Raw genomic sequence first — 18,814 nt, forward strand, 5'->3', positions numbered from 1 at the left:
GATGGATATCTGGGGAAAGGCGGGCGCCGGTGACCGGTAGCCGGCTTGTCGTCAATCGGTTTGCGGCGGAGCCTCTGCGGCAGCATCGGCATGGGGCTCCGGCAGAAGCGGGTCGAACGGGTAGAAGGACGGAGCCACGCCCTGCTCCACGAACCCGGCCGTGAACCCGTCGGCTGCGCGCGCGCCCGGCAGCACGGCCCGTGGCCATGGCCGGGCGACGATCTCCGGCGGCGGCATGAAAGGCCTGGCCACGGAAGGATCGAGTTCGGCCGGAATCGCGTTGTCCGCCAGCATCAGCTCCGGCACTTCGATCCGCTCGGGTTCGATCACGGCCGAGGCCACCCTTGAGCGGTTGCTCTCGCCACCAACTGCACGCGGCCGCACTGGCGACTCGGGCTGCGAGGCGAGCATGGCTGGCGCAGGCCCGGGCATCGCCCGGTAGGCACCAGCCGGCGCGTCGCCCGTATCTGCTCCCGACACGGCAGGCGCTTCGGGTGGTGCCAGTTCCGCGAGGTCCCTTGCGACCTCGGGGCCCGCGGTATCGACACCCGGGCGCACCGCGAACAACGCCACCACGGCCATCGAGGCCGCGATTGCCGCCGCCGGTACCCAGCGGGAACGCGCCCGGCCTGGCGACACTGCGCGTCTGGCGGGAACGGCTTCCTCCGTTGCAGCTTCGGCCGCCATCGCGGTAGCCACCCGCTGCGGGAAGTCCCGGGCGGCGATGCCACTCGCGTGAGAGCGCAGCACGTCCCCCGCCAGTTGCCATCGGCCGCAGGCATCCCGCCAGGATGCGTCGTGGCCCAGGCGCCTGATGGCGAAGCGGCCGGCATCTCCTTCCAGCTCGCCATCGAACAGCGCGCTGAGCGATTCCAGGTCGGTCTGCGGGTGTGGTCGTTGCGTGGGCATCAGTGGGTCGGCTCCGGCTGGAGTTCGTGGTTCTCGAGCAGCGGACGCAAGGCTTCGTCGATGGCTTCGCGCGCGCGGAATATCCTGGACCGCACCGTGCCAACCGGGCACTCCATCCGCGCCGCGATCTCTTCGTAGCTCAGTCCATCGACCTCGCGCAGAGAGATGGCCGTGCGCAGGTCGCCGGGCAGGCCGTCCACCACCCGCATCACGGTCTGCTCGACCTGCTGGCGCATGAGCTCGCGCTCGGGGGTGTCGTTGTCGCGCAGGCGCACGCCGTTGTCGAACTGCTCGGCATCGCCCACTTCGACATCGTCGGCGGGGGGGCGGCGGTTCTGCGCGACAAGGTGGTTCTTGGCAGTGTTCACGGCGATCCGGTGCAACCATGTATAGAACTGTGCATCGCCACGGAAGTTCGGGATCGCGCGATACGCGCGCACGAACGTGTCCTGGGCGACGTCCTGGCATTCACTCCAGTCGGGGATGTAGCGACCGATCAACCCGGTGATCCGGTGCTGGTACTTGCGCACCAGTGCATCGAACGCCGTGCTGTCGCCTCGCTGGACACGCCTGACCAGCTCCTGGTCCAACTCGTTATCAGCCATACCGCGCGCCGGCACTCCTTCGGGCTCGGCCTTGGCCGAACAATGGGACAGCCCCCGAGGGGGAAAGTTCAATGACCAGCATCGGGGCGCTGGGCCCCGCCCACAAGCGCCAGGGGTCATGGCGCCGGAACGGCACCGGGCTGCTTCCTGTCCTGATTTGACGCAGGCGAAACAACATCGGGATGATAGCCACCTATTCCATACCTGAACGGATGGTGCCGCAATGGCTTCCCCCGACACCGGACTGCCCCGCTTTGCCGGCCTGCGCCTCCAGCACTGGCATGCAGAGGATCGCGCCGATGGCGTGGTCGTGCTTTCGCTGGACCGTGCCGGAGAATCCGTCAACGCGCTTTCCCAGGATGTCCTGGTCGAGCTCGACGGGCTGATCGAACGCATCGCCATCGACCCGCCACCGGGCGTGGTGTTCCGCTCGGCCAAAGACAGTGGCTTCATCGCGGGCGCGGACATCAAGGAGTTCCGCGGCTTCGACGAACAGGGCAACGTGGCCGGCGCACTGAAACGCGGCCAGCAGGTGTTCCAGCGCCTCTCCGAGCTTCCCTGCCCGACCGTGGCCGCCATCCACGGCTTCTGCATGGGCGGCGGCACCGAACTCGCCCTTGCCTGCGACTACCGCGTGGCCAGCACCGACGGCTCGACCCGCATCGGCCTGCCCGAAGTGAAGCTGGGGATCTATCCCGGCTGGGGCGGCAGCGTGCGCCTGCCGCGCCTGATCGGGGCGCCGGACGCCTTCGACATGATGCTGACCGGGCGGACGCTCTCGGCTGGCGCGGCCCGTGCCAAAGGGCTGGTGGACAGGACCGCCGAGAAGGCGGTGCTGGTCGATACCGCGGCCACGCTCGCACTGAAGGGTGCCGCCCGACCGCTACGCCAGCGGCTGGTGGGCTGGGCCAGCAACACCTGGGTGGCCCGCCAGGCAATCGCGCCGATGCTGGTGAAACAGGTGGCGCGCAAGGCCCGGAAGGAGCACTACCCGGCGCCCTACGCACTGATCAACACCTGGAAGACCACCGGGGGTGGCACGGAACGCAAGCTCGCCGCGGAGCGCCGCTCGGTGGCGAAGCTGGCGTCCACGCCGACCGCGCGCAACCTGATCCGCGTGTTCTTCCTGCAGGAGCGCCTGAAGGCTGCGGGCGGCAAGGACCATGGGATCCAGCGCGTGCATGTCATCGGTGCAGGCGTGATGGGCGGCGACATTGCTGCCTGGTCGGCCTACAAGGGTTTCGACGTCACCCTCAACGACCGCGAGCAGCGCTACATCGACACCGCCATGGGGCGTGCCAGCCAGCTGTTCGAGCGCAAGGTGAAGGATGAATCCAAACGCCCCGCCGTCGCCGCAAGGCTCAAGAGCGACCTGGCGGGCGACGGCGCGGCCAGCGCGGACCTGGTGATCGAAGCGATCATCGAGCAGCCCCAGGCCAAGCGGGATCTCTACGCGACGGTAGAGCCGCGCATGAAGACCGATGCGCTGCTGACCAGCAACACCTCCTCGATCCCGCTGACCGAGTTGCGCGAAGGCGTACAGCGCCCCGCCCAGTTCGCCGGCCTGCACTACTTCAACCCCGTCGCCTCGATGCCGCTGGTGGAGATCGTGCTGCACGACGCGATGGCGCCCGCCACCGCGGAACGCCTCGCCGGCTTCTGCAAGGCGATCGGCAAGCTGCCCGTACCGGTGGCGGGCACGCCGGGCTTCCTGGTCAACCGCGTCCTGTTCCCGTACATGCTGGAGGCCGTGACGGCGTACTCGGAAGGTATCCCGGGCCGGGCGATCGACAAGGCCGCAGAGAAGTTCGGGATGCCGATGGGCCCGATCGAACTGGTCGACACCGTGGGCCTGGACGTGGCCGCGGGCGTCGGCGCCGAACTGTCCCCGTTCCTGGGGCTGAAGGTGCCGGAAGCACTGGCGGCCAGCGCCGAGCCCGGCAAGCGTGGCAAGAAGGACGGCCAGGGGCTGTACAAGTGGGAATCCGGCAAGGCCGTCAAGCCGGAGCTGCCGGAGAACTACCGTGCCCCCGACGATTTGGAGGACCGGCTCATCCTGCCCTTGCTCAACGAAGCGGTGGCGTGCCTGCACGACGGCGTGGTGGCCGATGCCGACATGCTCGATGCCGGCGTGATCTTCGGCACCGGCTTCGCACCATTCCGCGGCGGCCCGATCCAGTACATCCGCGAGACCGGGGCCGACGCGCTGCTGGAGCGTCTCAAGCAGTTGCAGGCGCGCCACGGCGAGCGTTTTGCGCCGCGACCGGGCTGGGATTCGGAACTGCTGCGCTGACCAGGAGCGGGCGGCATCGCCGCCCACCTGCTACATGGTGTGGGTCGCGCGCTCGGAATCGAGCGTGCCGGCCAGCACCGCTTCGATCTTGCCCTTGACGTTCTCGCCGTCGGCGCCCTCGCCGAACTGCACGCCGATGCCGGCCGGGCGATTGCCCTGCGCGCCGACCGGGGTGATCCAGACGACCTTGCCCGCCACCGGAAGCCGCTCGTTGGATTCGGGCAACGTCAGCAGCACGAACACCTCGTCGCCCAGGAAGTAGCGCTTGGGCGTGGGCACGAAGATGCCGCCCTGCTTCAGGTACGGCATGTAAGCGTTGTACAGCGCGGCCTTGTCTTTCACCGCCAGCGAGAGGATGCCCTGGCGGGCGCCACCTGCATTCATCCGATCATCCCCTGTGTCCTGCAACCGGCCGGCGTGCCTGGGTGGCCCGCCATGCCATCAACAATTCGACCACCACCAGGTCGGCGCGGACGGTGGTCCGCAGCAGTTCCCGGGCCCGGTTGGCGCGATCGAACCATGCCGCCAGACTGCGCGAGCGTGCGGGGTCGGTCAAGCCATCCGATGCCCGGGCCACCGCCAGGTCCGCGGCAAAACGCAGCCGCAGTTCGCCGTGGCCGTCGGCCACCCACCGTTTGGCGGTTTCGACCACCGGCGCCCTGCCTTCGGCGACCGCAAGCAGGTCGTCTGACACTTCCCGGCGTACCTGCAGGCCGCCTTCCCGCAACCACTCCGCGGCCATGCCGGGATGGCCTCGCGCGGCCTCGAGCGCCTCGGCAGCCGCGTCGTCGCCATGGCCCTGGCGACGCAACCACTCCACTGCCTCGGCCCGGGGCGGCAGGCGGAACTCGAACTTCTGGCAGCGGCTGCGGATGGTGGCCGATAGGCGCGCCGGGTGCGCACTGACCATGAACAGGTAGCGGCCGGGGACGGGCTCTTCCAGCGTCTTGAGCAGCGCATTGGCCGCCGCGTGGTTGACGGCTTCGGCCGGATCGATGATCGCCACCTTGGCCTCGCCGTACTGGGGGCTCAGCGACATCTGTTCGGACAGCCTGCGGATCTGCTCGATCACGATCTCGGTCCGTGGCTTGGGCGGCCGCGCCTTCTCATTGATGGCGTAGCCGACCAGGGACAGGTCCGGATGCCCGGGATGCCCCCACGGATGTGCGAGCGACCCGTCCGGCCGGGTCTCCACCACCGGGTCGGTCTGCGATCGCGAGGCGCACAGCCGGCAGCTGCGGCACGCCCCACACGGATCGATGGCGCCACCATGCCCGGTACACAGCATCCGTTGCGCCAGGCGCTCGGCGACCGCCCGCTTGCCCATGTGGGCCGGACCGCAGAACAGCAGCCCGTGGCCAAGGCGGCCGGTCTCCAGCGAGGCCAGCGCCTTTTCGTAGACGCGCGACTGCCAGGGCGCCAATGGAATCACGCAAGCCCCCCGATATACGACTGCAGCGCTTCCACCGCCTGCCCGCGCACCTCTTCCAGCGGCAGGCTGGCATCGATGATCCGGAAGCGGCCGGGTTCCGCCCTGGCGCGCGCCAGGTATCCGCTGCGCACGCGCTCGAAGAACTCGGCCGCCTCGGATTCGATCCGGTCCGCCTCGGCCCGCTTCAGGGCACGTGCCAGGCCAACCTCGACCGGCACATCAAGCAGGAGCGTCAGCCCCGGCACGATGCCCACCACGCGCTCCTCTAGCAGGCCGATGAGCCCGGCATCCCCGCCACGCCCCGCGCCCTGGTAGGCATAGCTGGCGTCGGTGAACCGATCGCTCAGCACCCATGCGCCACGCGCCAGCGCGGGCAGGACCGACCCGCCCACGTGCTGTGCCCGCGCGGCGAACATCAGCAGCAGCTCCGCCTCCGCGGTCGGCGGTTCGTGGGACTGATCCAGCAGCAAGCCCCGGATCTGCTCCGCCAGCGGCGTGCCACCCGGCTCCCGCGTGGACACGACCTCCCGTCCGCCATCCTCCAGGATTGCGCGCAATGCGGCGAGGACCGTGGACTTGCCAGCGCCCTCGCCGCCCTCCAGCGTTACCAGCCGTGGTTCCACCCTCATCCGGGTCACTCGCCGCCGGCCTGGTTGCGACGATAGTTGCGCAGGTAGGCGCGGACGTTGGCCTGGTGCTCTGCGAGGGTCCGGGCGAACAAGTGGCGGCCGCTGCCGTCACCGATCGCCACGAAGTACAGGTCCTCGCCCGGCTCGGGATTGGCCACCGCCTGCAGGGCGGCGACGCCGGGCATGGCGATCGGCGTGGGGGGCAGGCCCGCCCGCGTGTAGGTGTTGTAGGGGGTGTCGGTTTCGAGATGCACGCGGCGGATGTTGCCGTCGTAGTCGGAGCCGATGCCGTAGATCACGGTCGGATCCGTCTGCAGCCGCATCCCGATGCGCAGGCGACGCTCGAACAAGCCGGCGATGCGCGGCCGCTCTTCGGCGATGCCGGTCTCCTTCTCCACGATCGAGGCGAGGATGAGCATCTCGTAGGGCGTTTCCAGCACGGAATCGGGTGAACGCGCCTCCCAGGCCGTGGCGAGCGCCTGTTCGGCGGCGCCATAGGCACGGCGCAGCAGGTCCAGGTCGCTGTCACCGCGGCTGTACTGGTAGGTCTCCGGCAGGAACCGGCCTTCCGGGTGCTCGCCGGGATGGCCCAGCGCCTCCATCAGCGCGCCGTCGTCGAGCTCCGCTGACTCCTGCTCGAGGGGCCGGGCCCGGGCCAGCGCCGCGCGCAACTCGCGGATGTTCCAGCCCTCCACGATGGTGAAACGGTGCTGGATGATGTCGCCCCTGCCCATCGCCACCAGCAGGTCGCGGGGCGTCATGCCCGGCTCCAGCGCGTATTCACCGACATGGAGGCTGGCGTCCGCGCCCAGCTGGCGGGCCAGCAGGCGCCATTCGATCTCCTCGCCCCCGCGCACGCCGGCGTCGCGCAACCTGGACAGCACGCCGCGGAAGGAGTCCCCGCGCTCCACCACCACGCTGTCGCCCTTCTCAACGCCTTCCATGGGGGTGTCGGCGAACGATTGGTAGCGCTGCCAGGCGGAATAGCCGACCGCGGCAACGCCTACCAGCAGTACCAGCAGCAGGAAGGATCCGAATCGAAATGTGCGGGAACGGCTCACGGCATCTCCGATGGAGTCGAAGCAAAGGCGGGATGGGACCGGGCCAGCCGGCGCTGCCATTCGGCCACCGCCGGGTGCGGGACGAAGTTGCGACGGCCCAGCCGGGCGACCGGCAGGATACCGCGCACGGCATTGGTCAGTACCAGCGCGTCGGCGCGCTCGACCTCCTCGACCGTGATCCGTGCCTGATCCACCTCGCAATGCTGCAGCAGCCAGCCGCGACACACGCCGGCGACGCCACAGCGGTCAACTTCGGGGGTCTGCCAGCGGGACCCGTGCAGGACGAACAGGTTGGCGGCGGTCGCGCCCACCACGGCGCCGTCGGTGGCGCACATCAGGCCTTCGTCGGCATCGGCACCCGCGGCACCGGGCTGGTTCCACTCCAGACGTGCCAACACCTGCTCGAGGCGATTGCAGTGCTTGATGCCGGCCAAAGCCGGCTGGATGGAGACTGGGGTCGCGCACCAGCGCAGTACCAGCCCCCTGCGCGGCGGCTCGGGCTCGGCGTGCAGCGACAGCGACCACGAGGGCTCGCCTCCCGCTGGCGGCGCATAGCCGCGTCCACCACCAGTCCGTCCGACCCTCAGCTTCACCACGCCATCGGCGCCTTCGAGCAGGCGGTCCACCTCCGCCTCCACCCGCGCCCGCGCGGGAAGCGCAATCGCGAGCCGCTCGGCGCCGCGCGCCAGCCGGTCCCAGTGGGCGCTCCACCAGGGAATGCGGCCGGCATGGCCGCGCATCGTCTCGAACAGGCCGTCGCCATAGGCCAGGCCACGATCATCCGGCAAAACGCCCCGGACCTCCCGATCACCCAGGAAGGTCCGGAAAATCGCTGCCATGGCAGTCACGCCTCGGTACCCGGCGACAGATCGATCCCGAGCGCACGCAGCATGCCCTTGGCCTTGGCGCGGGTCTCGTCGAGCTCCCGCGACGGGTCCGAATCGGCCACGATGCCGGCGCCGGTGCGGAAGCGGAGTTGCCGACCTTCCAGCTCCGCGCTGCGGATGAGGATGTTGAGGTCCATGTCGCCGTCGCGGTTGAGCCAGCCCATGGCGCCGGTGTAGCTGCCGCGCCCCTCCTCCTCGAGTTCCGCGATCACCTGCATGCAGCGGACCTTGGGACAACCGGTGATGGTGCCCCCCGGGAACGTCGCCCTGATAACCTCGCCCGGACTCACGCCCTCCCGCAGTTGACCCCGGACATTGCTGACGATGTGGTGGACGTGGGCATAGCTTTCCACAGTCATCAGCTCGTCGACCTCGACACTCCCGGGCAAGCACACCCGGCCCAGGTCGTTGCGCTCCAGGTCGATCAGCATGACGTGCTCGGCCCGCTCCTTGGGGTGCCCGGCCAGCTCACGTACGCGATCGGCATCGTCGTCCCCCGGGATGCGCGGCCGCGTTCCGGCGATCGGACGCGTTTCCGCCAGCCCGCCGCGCACCGACACCAACCGTTCGGGCGAGGCACTCACCACCGACCAGCCCTCACCGGCGAAGAGACCCGCGAACGGGGCCGGGTTGTTCTCGCGCAGGCGCTGGAACAGCGCAGCCGGTCCGGGCGGGGCATCGAACATGGCACGCCAGGCGCGGGACAGGTTTGCCTGGAAGACGTCGCCTGCGGCCAGGTAGTCGAGGATGGTGCGTACGCCCTGGATGTAGCGCTCCGGTGGATCCTCTTCCAACGTGGCCGGCGGCGTCCAGGCAGGGAGCGGTGGCTGGCCACGTGCGTTGGCGGCATCGGCCTCGAGGGTGTCCAGCATCCTGGCCCGGCCCTGCTCGGCGACCAGCAGGCAGTCACCGGTGACGTGGTCACGCAGGATCGCCGCGGGGCAGCGCAGCGCCAGTGCCACGGGCAGCCCTCCGGTGGCATCGGGCAAGGTCAGTACGGGCTCCACCTGGCGCGCCATCTCGTAACCGAGCAGCAACGCCCAGCCCCCGCGAAACGGCCATCGCGGCTCATCGCGCGGCGTCCGTTCGGCCCGCCATGCCAAGTCCAGTGCCTCGAGGAAATCCCCGTCCTGCACGACGCCGGCGCCGTCCCGGGTGACGCCATCCGCATCGAGTTGGAGCCGGGTACCGTCCGCGGCGAGCAGCATGTCCCAGCGCCCGTGGGCGGTGCCATGGGCACTGGACTCCAGCAGCACGGGGTATCGCCGTGGAGCAAGCCGATGCAGGTCCAGCAGGTCGAGGTCCGGCGACAGCGGTCGGGTCAACAACATGCTGGGCAAGTCGCGGCCGAAGGTGCGCCGGTCAGATCCGCTTGAAGATCAGCGTGCCGTTGGTGCCGCCGAATCCGAAGCCGTTGGACATCGCCACATCGACCTGCACTTCGCGCGCCACGTTCGGGACGTAGTCGAGGTCGCAGCCTTCGCCGGGCTCGTCGAGGTTGGTGGTGGGCGGGATGATCCCGGTGTGCAACGCCATCACCGAGAAGATCGCCTCCGCGCCGCCGGCCGCGCCCAGCAGGTGCCCGGTCATCGACTTGGTCGAACTCACCATGGTCTTGTATGCGTGGTCGCCCAGGGCACGCTTGACCGCCAGCGTTTCAGCCAGGTCACCCAGTGGCGTGGAAGTGCCATGGGCGTTGAGGTAGCCGATCTCTTCCGGGTTGACCCCGGCATCCTTGATGGCCATGGCCATGCAGCGCGCGGGACCTTCCCCGTTCTCACTCGGGGCGGTCATGTGGAATGCATCGGAGCTGGCGCCGAAGCCCACCAGCTCGCAATAGATGCGGGCACCACGGGCCTTGGCATGTTCGTATTCCTCGAGCACCAGGATGCCGGCGCCGTCACCGAGCACGAAACCGTCGCGGTCCTTGTCCCAGGGACGCGAGGCATGGGCCGGGTCGTCGTTGCGGGTCGACATCGCCTTCATCGAGCAGAAGCCGCCCATCGAAGTCGGGGAGGAGCCACGCTCGGCGCCACCGGCCAGCATCACGTCCGCGTCGCCGTACTGGATCATGCGCATCGCCATGCCGATCGAGTGGTTGGACGTGGCGCAGGCGGATACGGCGGAAAAGTTCGGGCCCTTGATGCCGGTGATCAGCGATACCTGGCCGGGCAGCATGTTGATGATGGTGCTGGGCACGTAGAAGGGGGAAATCTTGCGCGGGCCGCCTTCCAGGTACTTCGCGGTCTGCTCCTCGATGCCGAGGATGCCTCCGATACCGGAGCCGATCAGGGCACCGATGCGTTCGGCGTTGCCCTCGTTGATCTCCAGGCCGGAATCCTCGATCGCCATGAGCGACGCGCCGACGCCGTAGTGGATGAACGGGTCCATCTTGCGCGCATCCTTGGCCGGCACCCAGCGGGTAACGTCGAAGTCGCGGATCTCGCCAGCGATCCGGGTGACGAAGTTGCTGGCGTCGAAGTGCGTGATGGGGCCGATGCCGGAACGGCCGTTGACGATGCCGTCCCAGCTGCTGGCCAGGTCATTGCCCAGCGGCGAGACGATGCCGAGGCCGGTGACGACGACACGCCTGCTTGAAGCCGGTCGAGGGGACATGAAGGGACTCCGCTTGCGGAGCGCTGCCTCCACCCGTTATGCACCGGGCCTGGGGCGCGCCTGAATGGGTGTGACGAGAATGGGATCTTCGAAAAACGCAGGGCCGCAAGATGCGGCCCCGGGTCCTGTTGCCGCGGCGGCGCACCGGCCAGGCCGGGCGCCGCGCCTCGAGCGGTTACGACTTGACGTGAGCCTTCACGTAGTCGATCGCCTGCTGGACGGAGGTGATCTTCTCGGCTTCCTCGTCCGGGATCTCGCACTCGAACTCTTCCTCGAGGGCCATCACCAGCTCGACGGTGTCGAGGGAGTCAGCGCCGAGGTCGTCGACGAAAGAGGCATTGTTGGTGACTTCTTCTTCCTTGACGCCAAGCTGTTCGACAACGATCTTCTTGACGCGCTCTTCGATGCTGCTCATGTCTTTCACTCCTCCCGGACGGGATATTCGATGGAATAGTGTAGTGGAATCGACGGGCGCGCGACCATCCGGCGACCGTCGGGGAAAGCCGGTTTCCGCCTGGGGCGGCCACCTGGTTACGGCATGTACATGCCGCCGTTGACGTGCAGGGTCTCACCGGTGATGTACGACGCGGACGGCCCTGCAAGGAACGAGACTGCCCGTGCGATGTCTTCGGGGGCGCCCAGCCGGCCCAGCGCGATCTGGCCGAGCATGCCCTCTTTCGCGTCATCCGGCAGTGCACGGGTCATGTCGGTGTCGATGAAGCCTGGGGCGACCACGTTGACGGTGACGCCGCGTGACCCGATCTCCCTCGCCAGCGACTTGCTGAAGGCGATGATGCCGGCCTTGGCGGCGGCGTAGTTGGCCTGGCCGGCATTGCCGGTGACGCCGATCACCGAAGCGATGTTGATGATGCGGCCCTTGCGTGCCTTCATCATCGAGCGCATCACCGCCTTGGAGGTGCGGTAGACGCTGGTGAGGTTGGTGTCGAGGATCGCCTGCCAGTCCTCCTCCTTCATGCGCATCAGCAGGTTGTCGCGGGTGATGCCGGCATTGTTGACGAGGATGGAGATCGCGCCGACCTCCTTCGCGATGGCCTCGAGCACGGCTTCGACGGATGCGGGATCGGCCACGTCCAGGACCCTGCCCTGGCCCTGGCGGGCGGACAGGCGCTCGCCGATCGCATCCGCGCCTGCCTGCGTGGTGGCAGTACCGATCACGGTAGCGCCCTGGGCGGCCAGTTCCTCGGCGATGGCTGCGCCAATACCGCGGCTGGCGCCGGTGACAAGGGCGATCTCGCCACTCAATGGGAGGTTGCTCATGGTGTCCTTCCTGGTTGCTTGTTGCGGGTGCGGGCGGGCTTCAGCCCTGTGCGAGCGCCAGCGCCGCCTCGAAGTCGTCGGGGGTGCCGATGACGCGGGCGTCCAACGACTTGTCCACTCGTTTGGCCAGCCCGGCCAGCACCTTGCCCGGCCCGCACTCGATGATGCGGCTGGCACCGTTCTCGACCAGCGCATGCACGCACCGGGTCCACTGCACCGGCAGGTACAACTGCCGGACCAGCGCATCACGGATGGCGCCGGGATCGGGGTGCACGCGCGCATCGACGTTCTGCACCACCGGCAGCCGCGGCGGCGACCATTGGACATCCTGCATCGCGTTTGCGAGCAGGTCGGCCGCTTCCCGCATCAGCGGCGTATGCGACGGCACGCTCACTGCGAGCTTGACCACCTTGCGTACGCCCCGCTCGGCCAGCTGGATCAACGCCTTGTCGACGGCGGACGCATGTCCGCCAATGACGATCTGCCCGGGGGAGTTGTAGTTCGCGGGCACCACCACTTCCTTCCCGGACACGGAAGCGCACACCTGCTCGACCAGCGCGTCGTCGGCGCCCAGCACCGCGGCCATGGCACCGCTTCCGGCGGGTGCGGCGTCCTGCATCAACTGGCCGCGCAGGCGTACCAGCCGCGCCGCATCCTCGAGGGTCAGCACGCCGGCCGCGACCAGGGCGCTGTATTCGCCCAGGCTGTGCCCGGCGAGCTGGCCCGGCTGTACGCCGCCCCGGGACTCCCACAGGCGCCAGACAGCAACGCCAGCGGCAAGCAGCGCCGGCTGGGTGAACTCGGTCTGGTTGAGCCGGTCTTCCGGCCCCTGCTGGCTCAGGGCCCAGAGGTCGACACCGGCGCCCTCGCTTGCTTCCGCGAACGTCTGCTGCACCAGCGGCGCGGAGGCGGCGAGATCGCCAAGCATGCCCAGCGACTGGGACCCCTGGCCGGGGAAGACAAAAGCGAGCGAGTTCGACATCGGCATCCCGGACAGCGAATGAAGCGGGCCATGATACGCGGCGACCCGCCGGCCCGTCTGTACCGCTGCGTAGGGTGCCGCGTGGCCGGTCAGTAACGGAGCAGCGCCGATCCCCAGGTGAAGCCGCCGCCGAAGGCTTCGAGCAGCACCAGCTGCCCGCGCTTGACGCGCCCCGAACGCACCGCCTCGTCCAGTGCAAGGGGCACCGATCCCGACGACGTATTGCCGTGTTTGTCGACCGTCACCACCACCCGCTCCATTGGCATTGCCAGCCGCTTGGCGGTGGCCTCGATGATGCGCAGGTTGGCCTGGTGGGGAATCAGCCAGTCGATTTCGCTCCGGTCCAGGCCGTTGGCTTCCAGCGTCTCTTCGACCACGGCGTCGAGCGCCTTGACCGCATGCTTGAAGACATCGTTGCCGGTCATCAGCACCTTGACCCCGGCGTTGTGCTCGCCGGGCTTGAACCCGACCGAGACACCCACCGGGTTGTACAGCAGCTCCTTCTTGCCGCCATCGGCGTGCAGGTGGGTGCTGAGGATGCCCGTGTCGGCGTCGGCCTTCAGGACCACTGCACCGGCGCCGTCACCGAACAGCACGCAGGTGGAGCGGTCGCTCCAGTCCAGCATGCGCGTCAGGGTTTCCGCACCGACCACCAGCGCGGTCTTGACCGTGCCGGAGCGGATGAACTTGTCGGCCACCGCCAGCGCGTAGACGAAGCCGGAGCACGCGGCGTTGACGTCGAACGCGGCACAGCCGTTGGCGCCCAGCCGGTGCTGCAGCAGGCAGGCTGTGGATGGGAAGATGATGTCGGGGGTGGTGGTCCCCAGGACGATCAGGTCGAGCTCCGAAGCCTCGACGCCGGCCGCCTCCAGTGCGCGGGTGGCGGCGTGGAAGGCGAGGTCGCCGGTGGTTTCACCCTCGGCGGCGACGTGCCGCTCGCGGATGCCCGTACGGGAGGCGATCCATTCGTCGCTGGTATCGACGAACTTGCTCAGGTCGTCGTTGGTCAGCACTTTTTCCGGCAGGTAGCTGCCGGTACCCGCGATGCGGGAATAAATCCTGTCGGTCATCACCACTCCCGCAGCGAAAGGCCATTGCAAGGATGCCAGCGTGCTGGCGATGGAAGCTCGCCGCAAGCAGTCACCAGGGCACGAAGACCTGGAGCAGCCGCCATTGGCGGCCCCTTCCGCGGGAGCGCCCGCACCGGAGGGCGGGCACGACCAAGCTTACTCTTCGTCGGCAACCCGGGACTGGGTGTCGATCACCTTCTTGCCGCGGTAGTAGCCATCGGCGGTGACGTGGTGGCGGATGTGGGTCTCGCCGGTGGTCGGGTCGGTCGACAGCTGCTTGCTGGACAGCGAATCGTGGGCGCGACGCATGCCACGCTTGGACGGGGAAACGCGGGACTTCTGGACAGCCATGGTCTTACTCCAGGTGAAACCGTTGAATGGTGTGTCGGTGGACCCGTCGAACTACTTCGACGAATCCGGTTTGTTCTTCAGTGCGGCCAGGGCGGCGAACGGATTCGCGCGCTCAAGCTCGGCCTCTTCCGCCGGCCAGTCCCGCTCCATCGCCTCGGTGCCGGGCTTTACCGGTATCACCGGGATGGCGAGGATGAGCTCGTCCTCCACCAGCGTTGCCGGCGACAGCATGCCGTTCTCCGGCACCACCAGCGCCTCGTAGTCCGGCGGCAAACCGGCCTCGTCCACTTCCTCGAGCCCACCGCCTGCGCGGAACAACCCGAGTCGCTGCTCGATGGTCACCGGCAGCTCGAAGCGCTCCAGGGTGCGCTGGCACAACAGCGGCAGGGCCGCCTCGGCGCGCAACTCCACGAACGGGACCCGCAGCTCGTCGGTACCGAAATCCAGCGAGTAGACCACCTCGCCCGCGGTGTCGACCAGCGCATCGGCCAGGCGCGTCAGGGCCGCCAGCGGGAACTTCCCGGCGACGCCGCGTCGGGCCGACACCATACGCCAGGCATCCAGCAGATCCGGCACCGGCGGATTGGGGGCGTCAGCGGACATAAGCCGGAGAATGTTAGAGAGCGGCGTTTACGGTGTCAAACAAGGGCCTGCGCCCAGGCTCGACGGTTCAGCAACCGCACGGCCCCGGTCGCCGACCCGCCCCGACGGATTTGCCCCCGGCAGTGCCCGCGCGGCAGACTGGGCGCCTGATTTCCCTGCCCTTCAGCGTGAATGCCTTGGCGATGCTGGTAACCGGTGCGGCCCTGGTCGCAGTGTCCGTCCTGCTCGGGCTTGCCTATGCATTGAGGCGCGGCAACCGGCGCAGGCGAGAGGTCCGGCAACTGCTCGACGCGGCCGATGCCCTCGAGGCCCGCCTCCGCACGGCCCGTTCAGAGTTCGAGGCAGTGGCGGGCGACGAGGCGGACGATCCGGTGCGCGACGCGATGCGCGAGATGTTGCGGCAGCGCCTGTGGCTGCGGGAGCACGGGCAGGACGCGGCCCTGGACGAGATCCGCCAGGTGCGAAGCTCCATCGAGGAGGCGCGGCTGCGCATCGAGCAGCAGTTGCTGCGGATCGACCGCGCGCGGGCGCCGGTTGCCTGAGACCCTGCACTGCCGCCCATGAGCCGACTCATCCTCGCATCCACTTCCCGCTATCGCCGCGAGTTGCTCGCTCGCCTGGGCCTGCCTTTCGACGTCGACCGGCCCGCAGTGGACGAGACGGCGAGGCCGGGGGAAACGCCCGCGGACCTCGCCGCACGATTGGCGGCGGAAAAGGCGGCGGACGTCGCCAGCCGAAACCCCGACAGCTGGGTGCTCGGCTCCGACCAGGTCGCCGAAGTCGACGGGGATGCGCTCGGCAAGCCTGGTTCGGAAGCCGTGGCCACCGAACAGCTTCGACGGATGTCCGGCCGCGAAGTCCGTTTCCACACCGCTGTCAGCCTGTGCCGGGGTGGAACCGCGCACGCGACCAGCGACCTGACCATCGTGCGGTTGCGCGCGCTCGGCACCGCGGAGATCGAGCGCTATGTCAGGGCCGAGCGCCCACTGGACTGTGCCGGCAGCTTCAAGGTCGAGGGGCTCGGCATCAGCCTGTTCGAGGCGATCGAAAGCGGGGATCCCACCGCACTGGTCGGGCTGCCCCTGATCGCCACCGCCCGGCTGCTGAGGCAGGCCGGATTCGCCGTGCCCTGAGGCTCAGCGGACTTCAACCGGCTGCTCCCGCCAGGTCTCCACCGCGCCGTCGCTGCCGTGCAGTCGCAGTCCGAGCCAATGCCGGCCCGGCTCGACTTCGCCAGGCAGCCGCACGGTGGCGGTAAAGCCGACGCGCGGATGGTTGGGATCGTTGCTGATCTGCCAGTAGTCCGCCACGCCCGGGTTCTCCAGCCCGTAGTTCGCTTCGGCCACCACCGCGCCATCGAGCAGCACTTCGACCCGCTCCAGCCCAACGCCATCACGGAACGCCCAGCCCGCAACTTGGAAGTCGCGGCCCACCGTGGCGCCGGAAACCGGTGAGTCCACCCAGGCCATCGCCGGCGTGGTGCATGTGCCCAAAGCCGGCACCGACGCGTCCAGGCGGAACAGCAGGAAGCGCTGGCTGCCATGGTCGACGTTCACCACCCGGGGCGGCGGCAGCGGACCCACCATGTCGCACATCCGGTGATAGCGCTTGAGCAGGTCCTTGTAGGGCACGTCGCTCGACGCCATCACCAGAAGTGCAGGCACCTCCTGCCACTCCGACCGCGGCGCTGCCTGCAGGCCCCACAGGTTCAACTGTGGCGCCCGGCCGTGCTTGTGGTTGAGCGGATGGTCCAGCACCGGAATGCGCGGGTCGCCCAACGCGAAACCGAGCTCCGCGCCGACCTTGAAGCTGCCAGCGACCACGCGCGTGCCTTCAGGCATGCGGCCGAGCTCCATGCGCGTCGCCTGGGCCAACTCGTCCCAGCCCGCGAAGTTGGAGGGGTACCACTTCTCCGCCGCCGTACGTGCGCGCAGGTCCGGGACCGACACCGCCACGTAGTATCCGAGCACCGCTACCAGTCCGGCTGCGGTGCCCATCCATGCAAGCACCCGCAGCCAGCGGGGCCAGGCAGCCAGCAACGCGGGAACCAGCGGCAGCAGCGCGAGGTAGCCCGGCAGTGGCCAATGGAAACTGACCCGCTCGGTATCGGCGAAGAACCCCAAGGCGAAGAAGCCGAGCACGACCAGCCCGCCCAGCAGGGCGAAGTAGCGCGTTGCAGGCATTGCGCTGCGCCGGCCCCGCCACGCCGCCACCGCCATCGCCACGAACAGGACCGGGTGACCATCAATGCCTGGATGGCGATGAAGTACAGGCCCTCCCAATGGAACGACCAGGGGTGGCGATCCACCAGCTGGAACCGCAGCCCGGCATCGGCGTTGTCGAAGTTCCATGCGACCAGCGGGGTCCATGCCGCCGCGCCGATCGCCACCGCGGTCCATACCCGCGCATCGCGCAGCGCCCTGCGTCCCTCCGGCAACAGCAACAACGCGACGAAGCCCACGCCGATGACGGCGATGAAGCGATAGTGGCTCAGCGCTCCGATCACCAGGCCGGTGGCCAGCTCCAGCGCGGCCAGCGCATCCACCCTACGCAGCAGCCGCGCTCCGGCGTCGATGCACAGCAGCGTGGCCAGTGCCATTGCGGCGTCCGGCAGGGCCATGAGGCCAAGCGTGCCCGCCAGCGGCAGCAACAACGCGAGTGAGCCGGCCTGCCAGCCAAACCTGTCGCCGTGCGTGCGCCTGGCGATCTTCACCACCAGCCAGGGCACCAGCGCCGCCATCAGCAGGAACGGCAGCCTCAGCCCCAAGGCGGTATCCCCACCGAGCGTGACGCCCAGCCGGGCCATCCACGCGGTCAGGCCTGGCAGATCGGAATACGCCGGTGCGAGGTGCTGCCCTTCCAGCCAATAGAAGGCCTCATCGACGAACAGGGGCAGCCGAGCGGCGACCAGCAGCTTGACCGCGAACACCAGCACGAACAGCGCAAGGAATATGCGACGCGCGACCTCCGCGCCGGGATCCATCCCGAAGGGCTCAACGCCTGGGTCGATAGGTGAGGGATGCGCCGGCATCCCGGGGTGTTCCCGCATGAAGTGTTCGCCTCGTTAAACTCGATGCCACGGGAACCGGGTCCGGTTCCCGCCCGGCAGGATCGCGCACTGGAGAGCATGAATGGCGTCAACAGCACCGGCATCACCCAATCCGGCCAGCATCCTACCCGACCGGCTGCGTGCAGCCCTCGATGGCGCACAGGCCCAGGTCAACTCGCTGGTGCTCGGCAAGTCGCACGAGGTCCGGCTCGCCTTTGTCGCACTGCTCTCCGATGGACACCTCCTGATCGAAGACCTGCCCGGCCTGGGCAAGACCACGCTGGCGCACTCGCTGGCAGCCACCCTCGGCCTGGAGTTCCAGCGGGTGCAGTTCACCTCGGACCTGTTGCCGGCTGATGTCGTGGGCGTGTCGGTCTTCGACCCGCAGGCGCGGCGCTTCGAGTTCCATCCCGGCCCGGTGTTCACCCAGGTCCTGCTCGCCGACGAGATCAACCGCGCGCCCCCGCGCACGCAGAGCGCGCTGCTGGAAGCCATGGCCGAACACCAGGTCACCGTCGACGGGACCAGCCATCCGTTGCCCCGCCCGTTCTTCGTGATCGCCACCCAGAATCCGGTGGACCTGTCGGGCACCTATCCCCTGCCCGACTCCCAACTGGACCGGTTCCTCCTGCGCCTTGCCCTGGGCTATCCAGGTGAAGACGCCGAACGAGACCTGCTGGCGGGGGCCGACCGCCGCAACCTGATCGCCCAGGCCAACCCGCTGCTGGGTGCCGACGACGTGCTGGCCGCGCGCCAGGCGGTGGAGGCGGTGCATGCCAGCGATGCACTGATCCGATACGTGCAGGCACTGCTGGGACGCAGCCGCCGGCATCCGGGGGTCCGGGTGGGACTCTCACCCCGCGCCGGGCTCGCGCTGCTGCGCGCCGCGCGCGCCTACGCGCTGTTGCTGGGCCGCACCCACGTGTTGCCGGAAGACGTGCAGGCGTTGTTCATCGCGGTTGCCGCGCACCGGCTGGTGGGCGAGGCCGACGCAGGAAGCGACGCGACACTCGCGAAATCGATCATGCACGCAGTACCGGTGGACTGAC

19 protein-coding genes and 1 pseudogene are annotated in these 18,814 nt (G+C 68.8%); 4 read left to right on the forward strand and 16 right to left on the reverse strand.

Features of this window, described 5'->3' with window-relative positions:
• Positions 1–51: 51 nt before the first annotated feature.
• Together B5D37_RS04595 and rpoE are read right to left on the reverse strand one after the other, a co-directional pair.
• A complete protein-coding gene (locus tag B5D37_RS04595) occupies positions 52–909 on the reverse strand; it encodes a sigma-E factor negative regulatory protein (RefSeq protein WP_078757553.1) in 858 nt (285 codons plus the stop codon).
• The gene (rpoE, locus tag B5D37_RS04600; protein ID WP_078757554.1) at positions 909–1,514 is read right to left on the reverse strand and encodes an RNA polymerase sigma factor RpoE; all 606 of its coding nucleotides are present in this window, start codon (positions 1,512–1,514) and stop codon (positions 909–911) included. The genes B5D37_RS04595 and rpoE overlap by 1 nt, the downstream gene beginning before the upstream one ends.
• Before the next feature lie 223 nt (positions 1,515–1,737).
• Here rpoE and B5D37_RS04605 point away from each other — a divergent pair, with 223 nt between their 5' ends.
• Positions 1,738–3,807: a 3-hydroxyacyl-CoA dehydrogenase NAD-binding domain-containing protein gene (locus tag B5D37_RS04605; protein WP_078757555.1), complete on the forward strand. Its 2,070-nt coding sequence runs from the start codon at positions 1,738–1,740 to the stop codon at positions 3,805–3,807.
• Positions 3,808–3,837: 30 nt separating this feature from the next.
• Here the strand turns inward: B5D37_RS04605 and B5D37_RS04610 are convergent, their stop codons facing one another.
• The 13 genes from B5D37_RS04610 to B5D37_RS04670 all read right to left on the reverse strand — a co-directional run bounded on the left by B5D37_RS04610 (position 3,838) and on the right by B5D37_RS04670 (position 14,716).
• On the reverse strand, positions 3,838–4,191 hold the full coding sequence (locus tag B5D37_RS04610) for a PilZ domain-containing protein (RefSeq protein WP_078757556.1): 354 nt from the start codon (positions 4,189–4,191) through the stop codon (positions 3,838–3,840).
• Between the two features lie 4 nt (positions 4,192–4,195).
• Positions 4,196–5,239 (reverse strand): DNA polymerase III subunit delta', encoded by a 1,044-nt coding sequence (locus B5D37_RS04615; protein ID WP_078757557.1) that lies wholly within the window; start codon positions 5,237–5,239, stop codon positions 4,196–4,198.
• On the reverse strand, positions 5,236–5,868 hold the full coding sequence (tmk, locus tag B5D37_RS04620; protein WP_078757558.1) for a dTMP kinase: 633 nt from the start codon (positions 5,866–5,868) through the stop codon (positions 5,236–5,238). The genes B5D37_RS04615 and tmk overlap by 4 nt, the downstream gene beginning before the upstream one ends.
• A 5-nt stretch (positions 5,869–5,873) precedes the next feature.
• Positions 5,874–6,941 (reverse strand): endolytic transglycosylase MltG, encoded by a 1,068-nt coding sequence (gene mltG / locus B5D37_RS04625; protein WP_425478036.1) that lies wholly within the window; start codon positions 6,939–6,941, stop codon positions 5,874–5,876.
• Entirely contained in the window at positions 6,926–7,768 is an 843-nt protein-coding gene (gene pabC, locus B5D37_RS04630; RefSeq protein ID WP_078757560.1) for an aminodeoxychorismate lyase, read from the reverse strand. Before pabC ends, mltG begins: the two co-directional genes overlap by 16 nt.
• A gap of 5 nt (positions 7,769–7,773) precedes the next feature.
• Positions 7,774–9,147: an aminodeoxychorismate synthase component I gene (locus B5D37_RS04635; RefSeq protein WP_078757561.1), complete on the reverse strand. Its 1,374-nt coding sequence runs from the start codon at positions 9,145–9,147 to the stop codon at positions 7,774–7,776.
• A 31-nt stretch (positions 9,148–9,178) separates the two neighbouring features.
• Positions 9,179–10,432 carry a beta-ketoacyl-ACP synthase II gene (gene fabF / locus B5D37_RS04640; RefSeq protein ID WP_078757729.1) on the reverse strand — a complete coding sequence of 418 codons (1,254 nt, stop codon included), beginning with the start codon at positions 10,430–10,432 and terminating at the stop codon, positions 9,179–9,181.
• A 175-nt stretch (positions 10,433–10,607) separates the two neighbouring features.
• Positions 10,608–10,847 carry an acyl carrier protein gene (gene acpP, locus B5D37_RS04645; protein ID WP_031373652.1) on the reverse strand — a complete coding sequence of 80 codons (240 nt, stop codon included), beginning with the start codon at positions 10,845–10,847 and terminating at the stop codon, positions 10,608–10,610.
• Between the two features lie 116 nt (positions 10,848–10,963).
• The gene (fabG, locus tag B5D37_RS04650) at positions 10,964–11,710 is read right to left on the reverse strand and encodes a 3-oxoacyl-ACP reductase FabG (RefSeq protein ID WP_078757562.1); all 747 of its coding nucleotides are present in this window, start codon (positions 11,708–11,710) and stop codon (positions 10,964–10,966) included.
• 40 nt (positions 11,711–11,750) lie between these two features.
• Entirely contained in the window at positions 11,751–12,692 is a 942-nt protein-coding gene (fabD, locus tag B5D37_RS04655; RefSeq protein WP_078757730.1) for an ACP S-malonyltransferase, read from the reverse strand.
• Between the two features lie 89 nt (positions 12,693–12,781).
• On the reverse strand, positions 12,782–13,762 hold the full coding sequence (locus B5D37_RS04660) for a beta-ketoacyl-ACP synthase III (protein WP_078757563.1): 981 nt from the start codon (positions 13,760–13,762) through the stop codon (positions 12,782–12,784).
• Between the two features lie 156 nt (positions 13,763–13,918).
• Positions 13,919–14,113 (reverse strand): 50S ribosomal protein L32, encoded by a 195-nt coding sequence (gene rpmF, locus B5D37_RS04665; protein ID WP_078757564.1) that lies wholly within the window; start codon positions 14,111–14,113, stop codon positions 13,919–13,921.
• 51 nt (positions 14,114–14,164) lie between these two features.
• A complete protein-coding gene (locus tag B5D37_RS04670) occupies positions 14,165–14,716 on the reverse strand; it encodes a YceD family protein (protein WP_078757565.1) in 552 nt (183 codons plus the stop codon).
• Positions 14,717–14,892: 176 nt separating this feature from the next.
• Between B5D37_RS04670 and B5D37_RS04675 the strand changes: the two genes are divergently transcribed.
• Entirely contained in the window at positions 14,893–15,258 is a 366-nt protein-coding gene (locus B5D37_RS04675) for a hypothetical protein (protein WP_143814147.1), read from the forward strand.
• 18 nt (positions 15,259–15,276) lie between these two features.
• The gene (locus tag B5D37_RS04680) at positions 15,277–15,849 is read left to right on the forward strand and encodes a Maf family protein (RefSeq protein WP_078757567.1); all 573 of its coding nucleotides are present in this window, start codon (positions 15,277–15,279) and stop codon (positions 15,847–15,849) included.
• Positions 15,850–15,852: 3 nt separating this feature from the next.
• Here the strand turns inward: B5D37_RS04680 and B5D37_RS04685 are convergent.
• Positions 15,853–17,699, reverse strand: a pseudogene (locus B5D37_RS04685) (glycosyltransferase family 39 protein).
• Between the two features lie 148 nt (positions 17,700–17,847).
• On the opposite strand from B5D37_RS04685, the gene B5D37_RS04690 reads away from it, so the two are divergent.
• The gene (locus B5D37_RS04690; protein ID WP_078757568.1) at positions 17,848–18,813 is read left to right on the forward strand and encodes an AAA family ATPase; all 966 of its coding nucleotides are present in this window, start codon (positions 17,848–17,850) and stop codon (positions 18,811–18,813) included.
• The last annotated feature ends 1 nt before the right edge of the window (position 18,814 follow it).

Source organism: Lysobacter spongiicola DSM 21749 (assembly GCF_900167055.1).
GTDB lineage: Bacteria > Pseudomonadota > Gammaproteobacteria > Xanthomonadales > Xanthomonadaceae > Novilysobacter > Novilysobacter spongiicola.

Coding starts and splice junctions, on each gene's coding strand:
- B5D37_RS04595 (WP_078757553.1), bottom strand. CDS start 909: ATGCCCACGCAACGACCACACCCGCAGACCGACCTGGAATCGCTCAGC.
- rpoE (WP_078757554.1), bottom strand. CDS start 1,514: ATGGCTGATAACGAGTTGGACCAGGAGCTGGTCAGGCGTGTCCAGCGA.
- B5D37_RS04605 (WP_078757555.1), top strand. CDS start 1,738: ATGGCTTCCCCCGACACCGGACTGCCCCGCTTTGCCGGCCTGCGCCTC.
- B5D37_RS04610 (WP_078757556.1), bottom strand. CDS start 4,191: ATGAATGCAGGTGGCGCCCGCCAGGGCATCCTCTCGCTGGCGGTGAAA.
- tmk (WP_078757558.1), bottom strand. CDS start 5,868: ATGAGGGTGGAACCACGGCTGGTAACGCTGGAGGGCGGCGAGGGCGCT.
- pabC (WP_078757560.1), bottom strand. CDS start 7,768: ATGGCAGCGATTTTCCGGACCTTCCTGGGTGATCGGGAGGTCCGGGGC.
- B5D37_RS04635 (WP_078757561.1), bottom strand. CDS start 9,147: ATGTTGTTGACCCGACCGCTGTCGCCGGACCTCGACCTGCTGGACCTG.
- fabF (WP_078757729.1), bottom strand. CDS start 10,432: ATGTCCCCTCGACCGGCTTCAAGCAGGCGTGTCGTCGTCACCGGCCTC.
- acpP (WP_031373652.1), bottom strand. CDS start 10,847: ATGAGCAGCATCGAAGAGCGCGTCAAGAAGATCGTTGTCGAACAGCTT.
- fabG (WP_078757562.1), bottom strand. CDS start 11,710: ATGAGCAACCTCCCATTGAGTGGCGAGATCGCCCTTGTCACCGGCGCC.
- fabD (WP_078757730.1), bottom strand. CDS start 12,692: ATGTCGAACTCGCTCGCTTTTGTCTTCCCCGGCCAGGGGTCCCAGTCG.
- B5D37_RS04660 (WP_078757563.1), bottom strand. CDS start 13,762: ATGACCGACAGGATTTATTCCCGCATCGCGGGTACCGGCAGCTACCTG.
- rpmF (WP_078757564.1), bottom strand. CDS start 14,113: ATGGCTGTCCAGAAGTCCCGCGTTTCCCCGTCCAAGCGTGGCATGCGT.
- B5D37_RS04670 (WP_078757565.1), bottom strand. CDS start 14,716: ATGTCCGCTGACGCCCCCAATCCGCCGGTGCCGGATCTGCTGGATGCC.
- B5D37_RS04680 (WP_078757567.1), top strand. CDS start 15,277: ATGAGCCGACTCATCCTCGCATCCACTTCCCGCTATCGCCGCGAGTTG.
- B5D37_RS04690 (WP_078757568.1), top strand. CDS start 17,848: ATGGCGTCAACAGCACCGGCATCACCCAATCCGGCCAGCATCCTACCC.